The 18870-nt window shown below is 39.2% G+C and carries 15 protein-coding genes and 1 pseudogene; 3 read left to right on the top strand and 13 right to left on the bottom strand.

The window, feature by feature from the left end:
* Positions 1-60: 60 nt before the first annotated feature.
* Positions 61-1983, bottom strand: a complete 1923-nt coding sequence (locus AC0L6N_RS14305; RefSeq protein ID WP_473475384.1) for a rhamnan synthesis F family protein — start codon at positions 1981-1983, stop codon at positions 61-63.
* A gap of 6 nt (positions 1984-1989) precedes the next feature.
* The gene (locus AC0L6N_RS14310) at positions 1990-3039 is read right to left on the bottom strand and encodes an HAD family hydrolase (RefSeq protein WP_473475386.1); all 1050 of its coding nucleotides are present in this window, start codon (positions 3037-3039) and stop codon (positions 1990-1992) included.
* Between the two features lie 101 nt (positions 3040-3140).
* Between AC0L6N_RS14310 and AC0L6N_RS14315 the strand changes: the two are divergent.
* A pseudogene (locus AC0L6N_RS14315) lies at positions 3141-3350 on the top strand (transposase); the annotation flags it as partial.
* A gap of 54 nt (positions 3351-3404) precedes the next feature.
* Here the strand turns inward: AC0L6N_RS14315 and AC0L6N_RS14320 are convergent.
* The 11 genes from AC0L6N_RS14320 to wecA form a co-directional block, all read right to left on the bottom strand.
* Positions 3405-4397 (bottom strand): sulfotransferase family 2 domain-containing protein, encoded by a 993-nt coding sequence (locus tag AC0L6N_RS14320; protein WP_473475388.1) that lies wholly within the window; start codon positions 4395-4397, stop codon positions 3405-3407.
* A 259-nt stretch (positions 4398-4656) separates the two neighbouring features.
* The gene (locus AC0L6N_RS14325) at positions 4657-5640 is read right to left on the bottom strand and encodes a sulfotransferase family 2 domain-containing protein (protein ID WP_473475390.1); all 984 of its coding nucleotides are present in this window, start codon (positions 5638-5640) and stop codon (positions 4657-4659) included.
* A gap of 74 nt (positions 5641-5714) precedes the next feature.
* Positions 5715-8210 carry a glycosyltransferase gene (locus AC0L6N_RS14330; protein WP_473475391.1) on the bottom strand — a complete coding sequence of 832 codons (2496 nt, stop codon included), beginning with the start codon at positions 8208-8210 and terminating at the stop codon, positions 5715-5717.
* Positions 8211-8214: 4 nt separating this feature from the next.
* Positions 8215-9114, bottom strand: a complete 900-nt coding sequence (locus AC0L6N_RS14335) for a GDP-mannose 4,6-dehydratase (RefSeq protein WP_473475392.1) — start codon at positions 9112-9114, stop codon at positions 8215-8217.
* A complete protein-coding gene (gene gmd / locus AC0L6N_RS14340; RefSeq protein WP_473475394.1) occupies positions 9098-10141 on the bottom strand; it encodes a GDP-mannose 4,6-dehydratase in 1044 nt (347 codons plus the stop codon). Before gmd ends, AC0L6N_RS14335 begins: the two co-directional genes overlap by 17 nt.
* 47 nt (positions 10142-10188) lie before the next feature.
* The gene (locus AC0L6N_RS14345) at positions 10189-11640 is read right to left on the bottom strand and encodes a KpsE/RkpR family capsule polysaccharide export protein (protein ID WP_473475396.1); all 1452 of its coding nucleotides are present in this window, start codon (positions 11638-11640) and stop codon (positions 10189-10191) included.
* A gap of 2 nt (positions 11641-11642) precedes the next feature.
* Complete coding sequence (locus AC0L6N_RS14350) at positions 11643-12293, bottom strand: ABC transporter ATP-binding protein (protein WP_473481343.1); 651 nt, start codon at positions 12291-12293, stop codon at positions 11643-11645.
* A complete protein-coding gene (locus AC0L6N_RS14355; RefSeq protein WP_473475397.1) occupies positions 12290-13075 on the bottom strand; it encodes an ABC transporter permease in 786 nt (261 codons plus the stop codon). Before AC0L6N_RS14355 ends, AC0L6N_RS14350 begins: the two co-directional genes overlap by 4 nt.
* A gap of 19 nt (positions 13076-13094) precedes the next feature.
* On the bottom strand, positions 13095-14855 hold the full coding sequence (locus AC0L6N_RS14360; protein WP_473475399.1) for a polysaccharide biosynthesis/export family protein: 1761 nt from the start codon (positions 14853-14855) through the stop codon (positions 13095-13097).
* Positions 14855-15082: a hypothetical protein gene (locus tag AC0L6N_RS14365; RefSeq protein WP_473475401.1), complete on the bottom strand. Its 228-nt coding sequence runs from the start codon at positions 15080-15082 to the stop codon at positions 14855-14857. Before AC0L6N_RS14365 ends, AC0L6N_RS14360 begins: the two co-directional genes overlap by 1 nt.
* A gap of 241 nt (positions 15083-15323) precedes the next feature.
* Complete coding sequence (gene wecA / locus AC0L6N_RS14370) at positions 15324-16388, bottom strand: UDP-N-acetylglucosamine--undecaprenyl-phosphate N-acetylglucosaminephosphotransferase (protein ID WP_473475403.1); 1065 nt, start codon at positions 16386-16388, stop codon at positions 15324-15326.
* A 554-nt stretch (positions 16389-16942) separates the two neighbouring features.
* On the opposite strand from wecA, the gene AC0L6N_RS14375 reads away from it, so the two are divergent.
* Entirely contained in the window at positions 16943-18430 is a 1488-nt protein-coding gene (locus AC0L6N_RS14375) for a peptide MFS transporter (protein ID WP_473475405.1), read from the top strand.
* 136 nt (positions 18431-18566) lie between these two features.
* Positions 18567-18866: a DUF6170 family protein gene (locus AC0L6N_RS14380; RefSeq protein WP_039987415.1), complete on the top strand. Its 300-nt coding sequence runs from the start codon at positions 18567-18569 to the stop codon at positions 18864-18866.
* Positions 18867-18870: the final 4 nt, after the last annotated feature.

Genomic DNA, 18870 nt, shown 5'->3' on the forward strand with positions numbered 1-18870 from the left:
GTGCAGCAAGTTCTATGTGGTCGAAAAATAAAAGAAAATTAATCGTCAGTATTGTGAAAACTATTCACCAAAAAATGGATAGCGCCCGCAGTTTGATACCAATCCACCCCACTTTAAAATTTCTTTTTCATTCAGAGTGTTAGTCAATACAACAGGATAGCCTGCTGCCTGCCACTTGTCTTTCGGATGAAGAATATGCATATTGGATAAACCGAAATCACCACATATTTGCGCGTCAGAACGTACACTGTCACCAACATGTATATGTGATTTCCCTGATGCAGCGACGTTATCTTTAACATATTGCCACATCGTACCTGCGTCTTTGCGCATTCCCAAATCGCTCGAAACAAGAAGTTTAAAAGGAATGTTAAGACCTATTTTTCGCAACATTCGCTCTACCTGTGCATGTGTATAATAAATATCAGTGATAAACCAAATATCACGGCCCGAATCGCTTAATCGATTAACAACATTGACCATTTCATCTTTCGGCTTAATCATGTCTAAATCTAACTCAAATTCTAAGTCTAGATACTGGCACTTATCATTTTCATTCCAACTGAGGTCTTCTGCTAATGCGTCGTATACTTCGGTAATGCAGACATCACCTTTAAATGATTTTGCCTCTCTGAGCAACAACTCCGCGCTGTTGCGAGCGGCTATAAATGCATAAGGGCTGTCAAATACTCCTTTATCAGCAAGAATTTTTCCAAGTTTCAACTTGGCATAATCAGGCTCGGTAAAAGCTCTACGTAGCATGGTGTCGAAAATATCAAATGACACTATCTCGAAATGGCTAAGTTCATTTAAGAGTTGTTCGGGATGCTTATGATATTGTGCGAATATCTGGGATTTATCTAACGTAAAACGCCCAGCAGGAGGATAATAAAAGAACTGCTTGTATCCTTGCTTTTCACTTAACAAGCCTATCGAACGCTCTAGCGCATGTAACCATGAGCCATCATTAGGCAACGGCTCTTTAGGAAAGTCATCGTATGTGAAAGATTGAGATAATAGAGGCGCTAGCGCATCAGGCCTAGCCCAAAACATCCCACCTACAGGATAATTTACAAAATCTTGCGATATATCGATGCCCCAACGTTCAACAAAATCACTGGCAAAAGCTTTGTTGCACGTCCAGTGATTTACCCATGATGGCATCATCCAAAATGAGGTCGGATAATAGATGCCAAAATCTGGGTTTTTAGCAAATAAGCGTAATATAGATTTAACAGTGTGCTTGTCTTTCAATAAATACTGATTCAGATAGTCAAACCACTGTGTTTGTTCGCGACCTGAATATAATGACTTTTTAGAATGCAAATGGCACATCAAATCATACTCAAGTAACTCTTTGCCAAACTCCACAAGCATAGGACCAAAATTTCGACCTCTATTTGGGGTTACAACTACCTTCAATTTATTCACTGTGCCCAATTGAGAAAAATGCTCATTTGCCTTATGAGCGATCTCATCTGTTGAAGCGGCAACAAAAACATCAATATTGATTGGGAATGTCTTTAGGCATTCAGCAAATTTTTCTATAAAATCTGCATAGAATATATGCAAACATATTGCGACTTTTTGCTGACGCCAAGTACCTGATTCCTCCGGTATCAACTCATCTACCGGGTTCCAACGGGATAATGCAGGGGATGATATACGCCCTTCGTTGCGACCGTGGTTCATAAAATGAACCAAAGGGCTTATTCCTGCATGGTAGATATCAACGTTTGCTCTGAGATAAGTTTCAGTATCAAATAAAGCTGAGGGGTTTACATTAGCAAATTTAGATTTGTGCAAATAATCTTCAAACGCTCTAAGAGGATGGGAGAAATTGCCGTAATGCGTCTCATACCATTCAAGATTAAATAACCCCTCTCTGGTCGCCCGTTTAAACGCTTTACTAACGCGCCGTTTCGTTTGGAGTTCGAAATTGTATTGAGCCTTTCTAATTTTACGTTTTATCTTGTCTAGCATTGCTTACTACAGTCCAAAAAAAGTTACTGGGTTAACATTGGGATTACCTGAAATAGCATCATCAACATCAAACATCGGCCAAGTCGCACTCGGCAACATATTGCGTTTAGTCGCGTATTGCGTAAATAACATTTCTATTTCGCCAGTTGAATAACGAATATTGTTTTCAAAAGCAAATTCAACAAAATCTATTGCCCCTTCAAAAATAGCCGAGAGTTCTTGAAAATTATTCTGCGCATAGGCTTTTCTCGCGAAGGTGAATTTGAACGAACCATCCACTTTACTCTTGTGTATATCGATGAATTGGCCTTGAGGAGCCGTTAGTAAGCCTTCGAGAAATAAAGAACGGTCTAACATAAGGTACCCCTCCCCCATCTTAACACCCGATTTGAAAGCCCCACTCATGCTCGCCGTATTATTGCGTATCGATTGAGTTCCGGATTTAGTCGCGATGAAATACATCCCTTGAGTATCTATTTCGACAATACTCGTCAATAATTTTTGGATAGTTCCCGAGTAACCCACATCCAATAAAAGCGGCTTTTTGGCCTTGGTCAAACCCGTTGACTGCAGGTATTCTTTATAAAGCTCAAGAGGTTCGCGTGTTACTCTGCCCAAATTATTCGATGCACCAAGCAACAAGGCTTTCACATCATTCTTCTGGTCAGGTAGCCCCCATTTACGCTCTAATGCTTCTTCATTAAAGAGCTTTTCGGCTTCTCGTTCGGTCAAGCCATAGCGCCTGATTAATAAAGCTTTAAGCGAACCAGAAAAGCTATGAGACAACGAATAATCCAATGAAAATGAATCGTCCATGCCAAGCCGAAACAAAAAGGAACGAGATGCGTAGATATAACTTGAGTTTAACTTAGCCATCAGAGACTTGATTACAAGTCGCTCGTAGATTCGTTGAAATAAGTACCCTTCACGGGCTAAAAAGCCTAGATAATCGATGTTATTTTGCGAACAGTAGGAGCGGATGTTGAAAAAATATTCACTGCAAATGGGGCCAAGAAAGTTTTGCCCAAATTCGTAAAGAGAAGTTTTTTTGTTCATGTTTGATTCAATCCATTTTTAATGGGTCTAATTAATTTCGCTGTAATTACTATTTAATACGAATTAACACATAACTAAGTTGTTTTGGAAAGACGATTACATTCGCTCACCCGTACTCATCTTGGGAGCGAGGATTGAACGAGAATTTTAACGGCTTGCTAAGCCAATACATTAAAAAAGGCACGGATTTAAGGACCGTTACAAACGAACAGGTCGCTGACGCGCAACGGGCACTTAACCTGAGGCCAAGAAAATGTCTTGGGTACAGACAACCCTTAGTTGTCTTCAATGAGCTACGCCGCGCAGCTTAATTTAGCGAGTGGTGCACTTATTATCTGAATTTGGGTATACTAAGAAAAAGTCACTTAACTCCGCATAATTGGCTTAGCGTTAATTTGCTCATAAATATTAAGATCTATCTGTATCAAAGGATTAAGGATCGCCCTTAGTTTTTCATCCAACCGTGATTGCTCTATTTCTCTCAAGTTTGTATTAGTCATCATTATTTCACTCGACACCTGTTTAACTTCCAATTTTTCGATTGAGGGAAAACTTAGATTAGATAATAAAGTAGAAAGTTTATTACTAAAATTTCCAGACATTGTAATAACTTTCATTTTTTCTAGTCTACTTAATGCTAGAGCGAACGAGTCATCCTCTAATAATTTTCTCTCGTCGGGAACACATTTAATTACTTCACTGTCATAGGACTCCCAGCGAACAAGCGGTAATTTGGTAGTCAGTGCTCGAACATAAGCATTATGGATAGAGTGATGCATTCTTATTTCAGGCAAACTAAAAAAATCATAGATGTTATATTTGTGTGAAAAATGGACTAGCTCCATATGATTTTTTTCGGCAAAATCTAATTTATGACTTCGTAAAAAATTATATAACGATACTAGCCTATCATAAGGATCCCTCAAAATAGTTACTATATTTTTATTTTCATGGGGTAGATCTATTATTGATTGATAGTCGAAATGTCCTGAAAAAAAATGATATTTTAACAATGTATTTCTCGAGAAATTTGCTAAACCATTATGTCTTTCCTCGCAAATTAGTGAACGAGAAAAATTCCCAAGCAGGGCATTATGAAGTGTGGTGCCGGCACATTTAGGGATATGCATAAAAACCAAACATGATGAACCACTTGAGTTGCGCCGCGCGATAGGGTCAAATAATGGCGCTTTGAGGGCTTTATTAATTTCCTCAAACTCCTCTGAATTTAAAAGCATTGACCTCAGAGCCTCAATTGTTTGAAATTTGGCTTTACAGGCTTCAACACGTTGCGAGTCTTCAGGCCGTCTACCTAATACAGCTTGGTAACATATATTAATTTCATGATCTGTAAGCATAGACTTCACATTTATATAATTCGAATTAATTGCTGTCATTTCCTAACACTCGGAATCAAACTAAATTATTTAATAATGTTAGACTCCAAAGAATAGCAAGTGATATTAACAAAGCCACCAAGCCTATCGAAGAGCGATACTAGTTCGGGAAGCCTGACATTAGCCCCCGATTGAACTCTTTATTCTAGTACCTTTAACAAGTAACACACCATGACCAAGTTTGCAGGAAAATATGTTAAAATTTACATCAAAATAACTATCAAACTTCATTTTTAAACTTTGATAAAGCGTATCTAAATAATAGTTCATCTAAGTAGGTATTCCGTTTAATAAGCAGATCATGCTTTTCTGTCAGTTTCTCCCTGACTACAGATTTAAAATCACTTGAACCTTGATTGACAAGATCTTTCAGTACCATTTTTTTCTCTATTCGACCTTCAAAGCTTAAATTTAATTTTTCTGATAACCGTTTTACCGATTCATCAAACTCTTCCAATAAACCGAAGAACTCAAGTGAATCTAATTTATTTATTGCCTTTTCAAGTAAAACCTTGTCATGTGAATTTAATCCACTGATATCGCCGTATTTACGAAATTCACCTGTAGGTACACATCCGGTAAGTAACTGAATATAAGGGTTGAACGTATTAGCACCATCTCGTATATTTTCCAGTTCTAAAAAATCACAAAAAGAATACCTATTTGACAATATAGGTAGTTGCTGTGACTCATTAGTAATTACGTGAGAGCGCCAAAAATAGTAGGCGGAAATCAATCGCTCTTTCGGTTCTCGTAAAAACGTAATTACTTTATTATTTACACCAGGAATTAAATCACAAGTAGGTAGACTATAATGACCAGAAAAAAAAGTATAATTGACCAACTCTCCAACTTTAAAATCCCATAACGTGTCATATCTTGCAGGACAAATTTTCTCTTTATCAAAGTAACCACATAAAAACTCATGAAGAGTGGTGCCACCAGTCTTTGGGATATGTAAAAAAACTAGTCGCTCCTCGTTTATAGTTTTGATATCTGTACAAACTCTTCTTACTACTTTATCAACCTTCTGTGATTCAACTCTTCTTCTGTCTATAAACTCACGGGACTGTAATAACATCATCCTGAGTGCCATTGCATCTATATTTCTATCGAGCCAGATTTTAATAACATCATTAGATTCTGGTTGGCGACCCAAAATCCAATTGTATGCTTCTTTAACATCATTTTCGTTAATCATCATTAATCTCAATTTATATCGGTAATTCTGCATAAACTCCGCGTAGATTAGAGCCAATTACCGTTATGTTAACGTTGTTAGTTTAAAACTTGATTTAATCTACTTAAGTATCTTTTAGAAATAGTTGTAAGGCTAAAATCACTAGTCGCTGTTGTTTTACCAGCAACAGCTTTATTTGACCGAAGTTTAGGATTATCATAAGCCTCTCGAATTGCCTTAGAAGCACTTTTGATAGATGGTTCGGCCCATCGTTGTCCAGCTTTTACATATACATAATCATCGGTGTCAGCAAATTTAAGTTCATAATCGATCAACCATGAATTTTCTTGATTACAAAATTCTAAATTTCCTGAATAATTAGTGGCGATAACTGCGACACCTAATCCCATTGCTTCAATCATACCAAAACCCCACCCCTCAGAACGATGAAGTGATACATAACAATCACAACCAGCTTTAAGCTTGAGTAGCTCAGGATAACTAAGTGTTTCATTAATAATAATGATTCTTGAATCAATTGACGTTAAGTGGTTAATTTGATCCCAAATACCGATCTGTTTTTTATCTACTATAAAATCACGATTCTGCGTTTTTAAAATCAATCTAACATTCTCGTTCGATTGAAATGCTCGCTGAAATGCCTTTATAGTGGCAATAGGATTTTTACGTTCGGGAAATGAAAACGAATCGAAAGTGACTAAGAAAACGGTGCTACTTGATTCAATTGAATATCTTTCAGACAAGAAACTCTTAGCACTCTGCTTATTGATAGTCTCACTTGGCTCGTAAGCCATGCCTACGTTAGTAACAGGTTTATCAGAAAAAGGTTGGTACTGCTCTACTCCATAGTCTGTGGATACCCATATTTCATCTATCAATTCCATAGCCAGTGAATGACAGTCAGCAGGCGAATCAAGCTCCCAATAGAAATAGCCAATGTTGTAGCTGTCTGAAAATACATCAGGGTAAAATGCTATTAAAGTAGGCAACGACTCAGCGTTTAGGTGGATCAAATTTACCTTAGCTTTGACTAGCTTCCCTAGTAATCGAGTGGAATTAAATCCTTCTTTGGCAGGGTTATCCAGTGCAAAATCTACTAAATTTACCTTCAGATTAGTTTTTGCAAGAATATCAGCACTGAGCCTAGTCGCTTGTCCTAAACCAGAAGCCTTATTGATAGGCCCAATCAATTGAACATCGAACAATTCATTCTGATTTTCATTATCAACAATATACTTATTAGCCTCCGCTCGATTACCGTGCGTATCAATCGAGGTGAATAGGAAATTATTTAAATTGAAACCTTTTTCTAAAAGTTTTTTATCGAAGCTTTCCTTTGAGAAATTACTAACTGCTGGTGGATAATGAGCGCTATTACTTCCCGTGTTTTCCATTACTAGCTTCTGCAGTAAATTAATTTCACCATCTTTATGAGTTAAGTAATTAGATATCGTTTTTTGTGGGATAGCATAAAGTAACGCTGGTTCATTCACCGCTCGCATTAACAATATACTATAATAAATTTTTCTATCAAACTCATTATCTAGATGTAGAAAGTGAAGTGAAACATCTCGATTGAAATAAAATTCTGACATCATAGTAAGCGGAATAGGCTTTGACATCCAATTTGTCTTAATCGAAGTCATTAAGGCTATATAGCTCTTAGGGATTAAACAATCTTCAACGTTAAGCTTTACTGATATTTTTAATGTCCATTCGAAAACTTCTGAAGCATACTGATCATAGTTATTTAAGATAGAATTAAAATTAATACCTGGGTTATGTTTCAAAATATAATAAAAATGAATCCTCGATAATTGATATGCACATCCCGGGAAAATCATTAATTCATTTAAGTATTCTAAATCTGTTTTACTAAAAGGAGGTTTAAGAAGGCTTCGCTGCCCCCCGTTATAGAACTCTACATACCACATATAAAAATTGTCTATGTCAACTGTATTTGTGGCAACATCAAACATTTTGTCAGCCCTAAATCTAAAACGACAAAACTCTAAGTAAGGGCTTAATGTTGGCTTTTTCTGATAGGTATAGTATTCCGACGAATCAGGTGTACTTGTCGAGTTAACGAACATTTTGTTCATCAGTGAAGATGTAGCTTTTGGTAGTATGCCAGCTTGAAATGTCTGTTTAGGTATATCTCGAAGATTATCAAATTTTGAATATTCATCATCAATTGAACAGATATATTCTTCAGTCATGACGGCGTAGGATTGTTGAGCAATTTTGCTTAAAACATGTTGATGTAACCTAACTTCTGCAATTAAAATACCATCAAGTTTTTCTATATATAGAGATATTCCTTTATCAGATTCTTTAGCAAGTTTCAAACTTGCATTACTTATAGAAAAGTCAAAGCCTAGCTTCCCATCACCAATTTCACTCTCAAGCAGATCGCGCCTAAAATTATCTGCAACCACTTGCTTAATGACAAGTTCACCAATTGAAACAATGATTGTAACTGCTGAGTTTGTATTGATTTCTCGAGCCCAACCTACAAATCTATTCTCTTCTACCGCATCCAAAAAACCTTGATAATCTTTACCGTCTGTCATTTTACTATCCATTTAAATACATTACTTTCAAAATTTCGCTCAACTTTGTCACCTGAAGCTCGGGTACAATAGACAATAGTTTACTGTTATCACCCATGATCTTTTTAACTTCGTCAGCTCTAATAAAGTCTGGATTCACGAATACTTCTATTTTATATCCAGCTAATTCCTCTAAAGTGTTAATTACTTGTTGTAATGAATAGCTATGACCACTACAAATATTAACAATTTCACTTGACGCATCTGACTTCAACAAACTGGCGTAAGCTTCAACTACAAATTTGACTGAAGAAAAATCCCTGCAAACATCGAGATTACCTAGTTCAATTTTCCTCTCACCATTCCTAAAGTGCGCAACTATTTTAGGCACTAAAAAATGTTCGGCTTGGCCAATCCCAGTGTAATTAAAAGGTCTTGTTATTATAATTGGCAGTTTATCAAAAAAATTGGCCGTTATTCTTTCCATCGCCATTTTACTACAAGCGTAATGATTCACAGGCTCTGGCGATATATTTTCGGATATCTTTTCTGCAGATGAATTTCCGTAAACATTAGCACTACTGGATATAATTACTTTTCTTAAAGAAAGGCCTGACTCTACAATACTTTTTAGTAAGCACTCGGTGCCCACAACGTTCACACGATAAAACTCAGTAGGATCTGCATGAGCGACAAAAGAAATAGCGGCTAAGTGGATAATGTAATCAGGCTTAACTAAATTTATTACCTTACTTACAGCTAAAGAGTCAGTGATATCCATCACATAGCTATTTTCAATATTGCTGTGGGAGTGTGTAGTACCAACCACACATATCCCTATATTTTCAAGCGCCTCTTTGAGGTATACACCTGTAAAACCGTCTATACCGGTAATTAAAGCGGTAATTTTAGAATGAGAATCCAAGTTTATTTCTCCTAATATCAGCATCTACCATCATATTACAAAGCTCTTCCAAGTTAGTCGACGGCTTCCATCCTAAGTCCTTTTCAGCTTTAATTGGGTTGCCAATAAGTAGTTCTACTTCTGCAGGACGATAGAATTTAGGATTAATTCTCACTACAACTTTGCCACAAGCAATATCTGTTGCAAATTCACTTTCTTCTTTACCTGACCATTCTATATTAATACCGGCGGCTTTGAATGACATTGTCACAAAATCGCGGACCGTTTCTGTACGATTTGTAGCTAATACATATGTATCAGGTTTATCTGCTTGCAACATGCGCCACATACCTTCAACATAATCCTTTGCAAATCCCCAGTCTCGCTTGGCGTCGATGTTACCCAATTCTAAAACCTCAAGTTGTCCCAGTTTAATCTTCGCGACGCTATCAGTGATCTTACGAGTAACAAACTCCCTACCACGCAGTGGGGACTCGTGATTAAACAGAATCCCGCTAGTAGCAAAGATATTGTAAGATTCGCGATAGTTGATTACCATCCAATGAGCGTATAACTTAGCTACGCCATAAGGGCTACGAGGGTAAAACGGGGTGGTCTCTACCTGCGGAATTTCTTGAACCTTGCCAAACATTTCTGACGTTGATGCTTGATAGAAGCGTATGCTGGAATCAACTATACGAATCGCCTCTAACAAATTCACAGGCCCTAGGCCTGTAATTTCAGCTGTAGTCAAGGGTTGGTCAAAAGAAACGCCTACGAAGCTTTGAGCTGCTAGATTGTAAACTTCTGTAGCTTTAGTTTGTCTAAGTAAACGAATACTTGACGATAGGTCAGTCAGATCATATTCAACAAGCGTCAAGTTTGGATGCTCTTGCAAACCTAATTCATCTATACGCCAAAAGTTGACCGAACTTGTCCTGCGGTACGTCCCATAAACTGAGTAACCTTTACTAAGCAATAATTCAGCTAAGTATGCCGCGTCTTGGCCTGTAATTCCGGTTATAAGTGCTACTTTATTTTTATCCATAATTGTCTTCTTTTTTCGTTAGTGATGTGTTTAATTCTATCTTAGGTTCATCTCAATTCAGCTACTGTCGCCAACAATATGCGCCCTATGCCAAATATCATCAGGATCACCGCTAAAAATAAGCCGATATTGTAAAACACTTCAGGATATTTTGCTTCTTCAGGCATTGTTGGCGTCTCAACTGTGATTAAATATTTAAGCTGTCTATAAGCTTCTATCCTCGATTTTTCCAAGGATATTTGAGATGAGGTATACGCTTGTAATGCAAGTTCCATATTGATCTTATAGTCACTAAATTTAGCTACAATTTGACTAACACTTAACCCCTTTTCGTCATCTGGTAATACATCAGCATCATGTGTACGCTGTGTTAGTCGAGCTCGCTCATTTTCGAGTTGCAACTGCATACTTTCTAGCTGAGAACGAGCTTGAATAACTTGCGACGCATTGTCACTCATGCTGCTTCTCAAAGCTCGCAGTTCTGTGCGTTTAGCTGCAATTTCACCTTCAAGCTGATAGGTTATCTTTTGTAACGCTATCCCCTCAGCCTCTGGATCAAGTAAGTCATGTCGTCGCTGAAAAGCTAACAAGGCGCTCTTGGCTTGTTGAAGTCTATCTTCGACCTTCAGGTGCTCTAGTTTTACAAATTCAAGTTGCTTCTTGGCTAGATTTCTACCTATTTCGTTTATATACCATTCCGCACGCTCTACAATACTCGTGCTTATTAACTTCGCAAACTCTGGTTCAAATGCCTGTACAAAGATACTGATAACTTGTGATTCATCATCAATCTCAACGGTTACTGTATTTGAGTAATATCTAAAAAGGCTTTCTCTGCTTGCATCTTTGGCAAGCCGACTAAAAAAGTCATGCTCATCATTACTATAGTGACCTTTAATCCCTATGATTTTATCTAGATACACAAGCATGTCATTCGAATAAATGAAAGCCTTTACTAACTCAGTATCTAAACTACCACTACTGACGCCAATCCCAGACATCAACGCCATTGTAGGATCAAGAGTGGTCATGCTATCAGGCTCTTTAACTATTAATTGCGATTGACTCTCGTATCTCGGACTAGCCAATAGAATTTCGTAGCAGGCAAATATGAAAAAAGGTAGAAGAACAAATACGGTAAATGGGCGCCTGACTTTAGCTAGTTGAGGGTGCAAAAAAAACCCCACTATTTGTTCCTTGAGAGTTTGCGCATTATTCAAAAATCTTGTACCTGTCGACTCGCGAGAAGAAGTTGTTGCTAGTGCTGGTGTTTCTTTCAACGCTCTCATTCTCAATTCGGTGAGTTGCTTTTGATTTTGCTCTGTAGGTTTAAGGTTCTTCACTCTTTGCATTAATCTAAATGCCAAGGCTATATCAAGTTCTACAAGCTCGTCGACTTTGGCTAATAAAAACAGCCAGTCTGACCATTGCTCTGCTGACAATGATGCTCTTAGTACCCTAAATCTCTCTTCTAACTCCAGTTGAGCCTGTTGAGTCATAATTATAACGCCTGGTATTGTTTGATCCCTTCTTCGAGATCATTGTAAAAAGTTAATTCACGTTTATGCAGCACAATTGCACTGTCACAAAACTGCCTGATTTCATCCATTTCATGGCTTACCATTATCACATTTGCTATTTCACTGCGCTCCAACAATGACTCTTTTGCTTTTTTGCGAAATTTGGCATCGCCAACAGATGTTACTTCATCAATTAGATAAACATCGAAATCAATTGCTATTGAACATGCGAATGCCAAGCGTGGCTTCATACCACTTGAATAGTTCCTCACTGGCAAATCAAACTTATCACCTAATTCTGCGAATTCTCTTACACGCTTTACGTAAGTATCTAAATCTGCGACACCATTTACTTTACCGATAAACCGAGTATTTTCGCGACCTGTCATCTGTTGATGTATACCTGTGGTTAGTGCTACTGGCCAAGACAGACTTAGATCAGTGATAATTTTGCCTCTGTTAGGATATTCACTTCCGGCTAGTAAACGAAATAGGGTGGATTTACCCGCGCCATTTGAGCCTAAAATACCGATATTATGACCAGACGGAATATCAAAAGTGAGGTTTTTAAAAATATACTGTTTCCCTAAACGTGAAGGATAATATTTGGTAACGTTTTCTAGCCGTATCATCGACTTATTGCCTGTTTCCATGAAATATGATAAATAGCGAGTGCCGCGAAAGTGAATATTAATACATTACAGCTGAGATATTGTAAGCTAACCCCCTCATCTCCATAAGTAGAATGAACTGCATATCGAGCGAGCTCTATAGCATGCAGCACAGGATTCCAATCTAAATAGTGCCAGTATTCACGAGAAAAATCTTGTAAGGAAAAAAATATTGCCGATATAAAAAATAACGGGCGAGTGAGCAAATCCTTTACCTTGCTTATTTCTTGAATAAACATTTCGGCGACACCAAAAAGTAATCCCAATGAGACAGCTAAAAGCCATAATTGAAAAAAACAAGCTAGAAACAATAAAGGATTTGAAACCGTTAGGTCCATATCCATAAAGTACATGATTATTACGATACCTGTAATAACAAAAATCTTAACCAATAACTCGAACAACGCTCCCGCTAACACGGCGCTAATAGGTTGAACTTGCCTGAATGCAAATAATGCTTTATTTCTTAGTATCGCTCGGGACGAACCGTTCATAGTTTGCAAGAAACTTTGAATAAACAAAATTCCAATGGCCATAAACGTAAAGGTAGGTATTGTATGGGTTTCTTCCCCTCCTAAGCGCCCGCGCAAGAATGACAGTACGAAAATGAAAATAACTGGATTAAAAATAGCCCAACTTAAGCCTAATTTATCATTGAATCCAGTTCGAATTTCACGAGCAAATAGCGCAAATATAACATCACGCCATATTTGCCATTTATTACGTTTTAATACTGTCGTCATTAAATTTAGCTGACCACTTCTAATCTCTTGCTACGTTTGCAGCAATCGCGATTTGATAAATTATTTGAGTGATGTCTTTGATCGATTGCAGTAACTTAGTATCAACTTTCGGTAAGACCAGTATTTGGTCCCCAGGAGCAAGCTCGCTACCATTTTCACTACTAAACCATAAATTATTATCGCTAGACATGAAGCTGGTCAGTCCGTTGGCGTGAACGATAGCAATTCGCTCGTCATCTGCTCGGTCACTAAAGCCCCCTGACCAAGCTACATAGTCTGTTAACTTAGCGTCAGGATTGTACACAATAGCTTGTGGCATAAGCACTTCACCTGAGACTTGAATTAAGTCGGTCTGCGCTGGAATAACGATTTCATCCCCTTGCTCAAGTCTGATATTTGCGACTTTACCATTTTCAGCAACAATAACTTTACCCAGCGGCTCGACTTGACGAGCTCTTGCAACAAACTGAGTCACCAGCTCCGCTTCTTGCGCTCTTATAGATGCCTCACCACTACTTGAAGCTGGGGCGGTAAAGATACTGCGCTCTAATCGCTGTAACGATTCTTCTAGTAGCTCCTTTTGCTTTTCGACCACACTTTCGCGTTTAATATAAATAGCGCCATAATTAGATTGTTCTGGGTCTACCTTGATGTGACTGAGTAAATCTAAAAGGCGTGTGTTTTTTTCAACTGTATAAAAAGAGGGCCCTTCATAACTGCCGGAGATTTGAACACTGATCACCTGCGGGCGAATATCATCGTTAAATAACACCGTATCGCCATCAACCATATTGAAATCAGTAAAATCATTCAAAGGCAAATACACTGACATGAAACCGCCTTCGCGATTGCCTGTAACGGCAACATGGCTTGTTTTAGTGAGAGGGCGGGCATAATGCATTAGATCTTTACCCGCAGAATGCATGTCCTCTAATTCGAACCTAAAAGGGTATCTTGCGGCACCTTCAACCGTCACCATCGGACCTTGTTCTTTCACTAAGATGACGTCTTCATCTTTAAATGAAAAAGCTTTGAGTCGTCCCTCTTTTAAAAAGTCATACAAATCGTACTCTAGTACGATTTTACCTTGGCGCATGATTTGAATATCGCGGTAACTGCCACGAAAAGGATCTATTCCTCCCGCACGCTTAAGGAAAAATAATAAAGAATCAGATGCCAAGCCAGCATATTGCCCTGGGCGCTCTACTGGGCCAGCAACAAAAACACTGATGGGGGTTGCCGTGAGAAGGTTTACGTACACATTGACATTATTCGTATAAATCGACTTTATCTTTTGAGTAACTACATTATTAACTTGATTAGCAGGCACATCTTTTACTTTTATAGGACCAACATCAGTAATAAATACGTTACCTTGATTATCCACTGTTACAACGTCAGCACTATTAACGGCTCCCCACATTTGAACAGACAATTTGTCGCCAGGAGCAACTAAATAAGCGCTATTTAATCCGTCACTGCGCTCAGACTCAAACCCACCGTCAAATAAGTTAGCCCCAAACGGAGCGGGCAGTCCAGCTTCTTCATCTGATAATGGCCTAGCGTTTTTGCTATTGGGCACGTTTACATTCGAGCCCCGCCCTGTACTATTGCCGTTTGATTGAATGTATTGTGATACATCTACCTGCTGATTTTGAGCAGCAGCTTCACGCGCTTGGCGCATCTGCTCTTGGGAAACATTCTGCTGCGCATAAGTAACAGAAGAAAGTAAGATTAATAAGGTGCTGAAAACTATGGACAATAAGGGTTTAACATTCATTACGGCGTAACCTCACTGTTGTTTTCATTGTAGGTGGAGATCACTGACTTGACTCGATACCACTGTTTTAATGCATTCTGACAAAACAAATACTGCCCGTTATATTGTGTTTCAGCTGAGCGACAAATAACCCCACTCGCCGAAAAAAATTTAGGACCGAGAATGGCCGCTTTTGCATCGATCGAAATCGAAGCATCAGTACTTATATTCGAGAGTGAGCGTTGCATCGAATCGTCTTCTACTGGAGCGGAAACAACGTATTCATGTTCTACGAGAGGCCTACTGGCAGTAGGTTGGCTGATACTTGTACAACCTTGGAAAAGCATTACGCTCGCCAGCACATAACAATATTTATTCATACACAACATAGAGTCTAAAATTCAGTGGGTGAAGACTAACGCGAAGCAAAGCATTAGTAAAACGACTTGAGGCATTCGGGAATAAATTTAACTACCGAATGCCTTTATTTTAAGCAGTTCGCTTATCGCGAATAAAGCGAAGAATTGTCCATATATTTTGGATCACAAAACTATAAATAACTAACAGTACGATGAAGGCACCAAACATAATCGACTCACGCACGTTAAATATTTCGCCTAATATCCCTATCGCTGCGTAACCACAACCAAGCAATAAAATGGCCGCTAGCGCTCTACGAGATGAAAGTCCCGCTCGCATAAAAATATTGTGTAAGTGTTGACGGTCAGGGCGCAACATTGATTGCCCTTTGCGAGCTCGGCGATACATAATTGCCGCCATATCCATCAAAGGTAGGCCAATAATCCACGCGGCCGTGATGGGGCGCATAGCAGGACTACTGCCTTGTGTATAATCAACCATTAGCCAAACGATGGTTAGTCCAACGAACATACTTCCGCTGTCACCCATAAAAATCTTGTTACCTTTGAACCCTTTCCAGCTGAGGTTAAACGCTAAAAAAGGAACAATCGCAGCGATAATCAACATTGGGCCCATAATAGCACTGCTGTTATTTGAGAATATTAGCAAAAACACGACGCCACTTAGCACCACTAAGCTCATCCCACCGGCTAATCCGTCAATTCCATCGATCATGTTGAAGGCATTAATTACCCCCACTACGCATATCAATGTGAAAAAATAACCAAACATGCCAAGCTCTGAACTACCTGAACCCAGTATGTCGCCAACAGAACTAATATGATTCTGAGCGCTCCATGCCATTATTGCGGCAACACCAAACTGACAAATCAGACGCCCTTTAGGGCTTAGATCAAATTTGTCATCTAACATACCAAGCAACACAATAAACGCTGCAGCAGTAAAGAATAAGGATCCGTTTTTAAGCCACACGTCGGTCACAAAGCTTGCAATGAGCACAGCCATAAAAATAGCGACCCCACCGGTTAACGGTACAGTGTCACTGTGATGCTTCCGCTGATTAGGTTCATCTACAAGCCCAAGGTGATGGGCCATAGGGGTCATAACAATAAGTAGAATAAATGCGACGAAGGCCGCCGTAAATATCGGAAAAAATTCCAAATGAGCTAACATACTACTTGATAATCCTTTTCAAAGTATTGCCGAATAAACTTTTCAATCTCAACCTCAACAACACCTTTCCTGCACAAACATATATGAATCAGGCGCAAATAAGTCTTAACCTAAAGTGGGGTTGACTAATATGAACAGTTACAACACCCACTGACGAAATGCAGCGGTATATTAGCAAATCAATAACCTGTATTACCAGCATTTAAACGTTAAATTTTGTACTCGCAAATTTGGCACTGTAAATTCAACGTTTATGTCGAATTAAGCTCCCTAAAATGCGCCACAATTCCGTTAATTCAAGCGAAATTCTTAAAGGTAGCAACCTTATGCAGCATATATTTTGTACCCATTTGCAGCTTAAACCGATTGGATTTTCTTGCAGAATTTACTGCCTTTCTTGTCTTCATCCCTTGGCTCTAGTATAAACGTGGCTGAAAATCGTTAACTACCGTTAGAGTAGTCGGCAAAAACAATAATCATAACCAGACTTTTAGCATCTTCATTCGTGTTTCTTTTTTAATATAAAGACGCTAACTGGGTTTACGGCAGGTATTATGACAACAAAAACAAAAGATTTTTTAGGCCAACCAGGGGGCCTTTCTACCCTATTCTTCACTGAGATGTGGGAGCGCATGAGTTACTACGGCATGCGCGCATTATTAGTACTTTTCATGACCGCGAGTATTCAAGAAGGCGGTTTAGTGATTACGGTAGCATCCGCTACTGCGATTTACGGCTTATACACCGGCGCAGTTTATTTTATGGGTTTGCCCGGCGGCTGGATAGCCGATCGCCTAATTGGCGGACAGCGAGCTGTTTGGTACGGCGGTGTGATCATCATGTGTGGTCACATAGTGTTGGCGATTCCTAACAACTCAACCTTCTTCGTTGGCTTAGTGCTAGTGGTGTTAGGCACAGGTCTACTTAAGCCAAATATCGGCGCTATGGTGGGTCAACTGTATGCAGATGACGACGAGCGTCGTGATAGTGGGTACACACTTTATTATTTAGGTATCAACCTAGGTTCAATCATTGGTTACATCGTATGTGGTTATTTGCAAGTTGAAATGGGCTGGCATTGGGCTTTCGGTGCAGCAGCCATTGGTATGGGTATTGGCTTAATTCAATATCGCATGACCATTCACAAATTAGACGGCGCAGGTGCACAACCTATGGTGGCGATGTCTGCGACCGCCACTAAGCGTTCTTGGCAAGTCATTGCTGTTGCCATGATCGGATTGGCCGTTGTAACGTATCTAATGATCAGCGGTCAGCTTAGTTTTGACCCTGTTACCATGGCGCAGTACGTGGCTATTGCAATTACTGTGGTGTTCTTGGCTTATTATGCCGGTGTGTTCTTTTTTGGTAATTTGGACGCAAATGAGAAACGCAGCTTAGGTGCGCTTTTCTTGGTGTGCTTAGCCTCTATCTTTTTCTGGACAGGCTTTGAGCAAGCAGGCTCGTCGCTAAACTTGTTTGGCCGTGATTATACTGAGCGTATGTTAGGCGATTTCGAGATCCCGACAGCTTGGTTCCAATCAGCCAACTCCTTCTTCATCATTATTTTATCACCGTTTTTCGCGGCTTTATGGATAAACCTAGCCAAGCGCATGCTGACGCCATCATACGGCCTTAAATGTGCTGTCGGCTTAATTATTATGGCAACGGGTTTCTTGGTCATGTTCTTTGCAGCCCAAGCTGCTGCGACGGGCTTGCGCGTTGCACCCTATTGGTTAGTCGCTACTTACTTCTTACATACGGTAGGTGAGTTATGCTTAAGCCCTGTTGCATTAGCAGCCGTAAGTAAGCTTTCTCCTAAACGTTTTGCTGGTCAAATGATGGGTGTTTTCGTATTAACTTATTCAATCGGGAACGTCATAGCCGGTCTGTTGGCAGGTAACTTCGATCCGAATAAAGTAGAAGATATGCCTAACCTGTATTTGCAAATTAGTTTATTCACCATTGCCATCGGTATTGTCATTTTCTTGCTGAGCTTTAAAACCAAAGCATGGGAAAAGCTTGCTGAGAACAAGCGAGCATAATGGATGCAGAGCTGGTCAACGAGCCAGCTAACAAACGTGGTTCGCCAGTGGCGAATTGATTAATAATATAATACTATAAATAGCGCCTACCTGTTTAACTTCAGCTAGGCGTTTCTTTTAGATAAGCAAGAGTGAAATGAAAATCTATTTTTCGTCTAGAGACATTCCGAGTATTGCCCATTTGCCGCTGACTGAGCGGTTAGCCGCCATTCAAATTGCTCAAAACAAACTAACAGGACCTGAAAAGCTTCTGCTCAACGTTTTAAAGTTAGCGGTGCTCTTGCCTATATTCATCCTAATATTTAGAAGCACTGAAAGCTGGTATTCACTGCTTTGGGCGGCACTGGTAGCTGCCCTTTACCCCTTAGTGCTTAGACCAATACAATATAGTCTGTGCGCGAAATACATTCCCCCAATTGACCACCAAGGAGAGTAACCCG

Source organism: Paraglaciecola sp. G1-13, assembly GCF_055809255.1.